General features: G+C 44.4%; 2 protein-coding genes. One reads left to right on the forward strand and one right to left on the reverse strand.

The annotated features are described in order from the left end of the window. Nucleotides 1-1,272, forward strand: a 1,272-nt coding sequence (ltrA, locus tag ACT3RM_RS17670) for a group II intron reverse transcriptase/maturase (RefSeq protein ID WP_444511489.1), incomplete at its 5' end; no start/stop codon positions are given. Nucleotides 1,273-1,340: 68 nt separating this feature from the next. Here ltrA and ACT3RM_RS17675 read toward each other — a convergent pair. Beyond that, entirely contained in the window at nt 1,341-1,667 is a 327-nt protein-coding gene (locus ACT3RM_RS17675) for a DUF7709 family protein (protein ID WP_192532262.1), read from the reverse strand. Nucleotides 1,668-1,818 lie beyond the last annotated feature (151 nt).

The following is a 1,818-nucleotide window of genomic DNA, read 5'->3' on the forward strand; positions in this document are numbered from 1 at the left end:
CAAACAGATCGTGACCTGATGACAAGGGTACTGAGCAACCACAATATTGGCGCTGCATGGCAACATGTTAAGCGCAATAAAGGGGCTGCTGGTATTGATAATATGAGTATTGAAGAATTTAATCACTTCGCTAAGTTACATTGGCTGGGAATTAAACAACAATTACTTAACGGCACTTATCAATCCTTGCCAGTCAAACGCGTGATGATACCCAAACCTGATGGCGGTGAGCGAATGCTTGGGATCCCTTCAGTTATCGACAGAGTGATCCAACAAGCTATTGCTCAAGTGATTAGTCCTTATTTTGAGCCTCTATTTTCACCACATAGTTATGGTTATCGCCCTCATAAAAGAGCCAGTCAAGCAGTAAACCATGTTCAATCTTGTGTTAAACAAGGTTATAAAACAGCGGTTGATATTGACTTGTCTAAGTTCTTTGATGAAGTAAACCATGACATGCTGATGAATCGTGTTGGTCGTAAAGTCAAAGACAAAGCACTCATGCGCCTACTTGGTAAATACCTCCGAGCGGGGATCGCAGAGCGCGAAACGGGTCTGTGGTTTGAGTCAACCAAAGGAGTCCCTCAAGGTGGGCCATTATCCCCTTTACTTTCCAATATTTTACTCGATGAATTAGATAAGAAGCTAACCTACAAACACCTTAAGTTTGCACGTTACGCTGATGACATAATCATTTTAGTAAAAACGAAAAGCGAAGGACTCATAATCCAACGGGAAATTACTGCGTTTATCACTCAGCGATTAAAACTCAAAGTGAATGAATCGAAAAGTCGAGTCGGTCCCGTATCAGGCTCGAAATTTCTCGGGTTTACCTTCCGTTACGCTCAAGTGCAGATCCACGAACAGGCGCTAAAGAAATTTAAAGCAAATGTAAGAGAACTCACTAACCGCAACTGGGGGATCTCAATGACCCTACAAATTCATAAACTCACGCAGTATTTACGCGGCTGGGGACACTACTACCTAATAGCCAACGCTTATCAACTAACAGTGGATTTAGATCATTGGATCCGTCGTAGGATAAGAATGTGCTACTGGCAGCAATGGCGTAAACCTCGCACCAAAGTACGCAGTTTAATGAAATTGGGTGTTAGCGAGCGACTCGCCATAGCCTGTGGTATCACCAGTAAAGGCCCTTGTAGAAGCTCAAAAACAAAAGGAATTAACATTGCGCTAGGTAATGACTATTTAGCATCACAAGGTTTAGTGTCATTGAAAGATATTTGGATCAATATTCATTACGGGAGATGAACCGCCCATTGCGGACCCGCATGATGGGTGGTGTGGGGGCTGGAGGTTAGAGACCTCCGGCTACCCGATTAGCTTTGTTTGCCAAGGTATTCTTTAGCGTACAGGCCAACTAAACTACGCCCAGGATTTTGACCGTTAATCCATTCATCAACGGAGAATAGCTCAAACAATCCAACTTTAATCAAGGTCGGTACTGCGATCTTCAGCTGCTCTTCTACCTCGCCACGCTCACCTGCGTTGTATAAAGCGACGTTGCGGAGCATCGTGGCAACCGTACCTGTTTGTACCTTACTTCCATCTTTAAGGGTGACTGCGGGAAGCTCTTCTCCTTCGGCCACGATCTTTTTATTGATCGAACCAAGTTGCTCGATATTTTCTGGTGAACCTTCGGACATCTCGATCTCCTTCAATAATTTTCGTAATAGCTAACGCCCAGCTCAGCCGCAGTTTGTAAGTTGACGTTTTGTGGAAACCTTTTGCGTAGCAAAACCACAAAACGGCGACTTACAAACTGTCGAGCGCACGAAGTGCGCGTTGCTGGAGCGA

The organism is Pseudoalteromonas sp. AOP7-A1-14 (genome assembly GCF_052376275.1).
Lineage (GTDB): Bacteria > Pseudomonadota > Gammaproteobacteria > Enterobacterales > Alteromonadaceae > Pseudoalteromonas.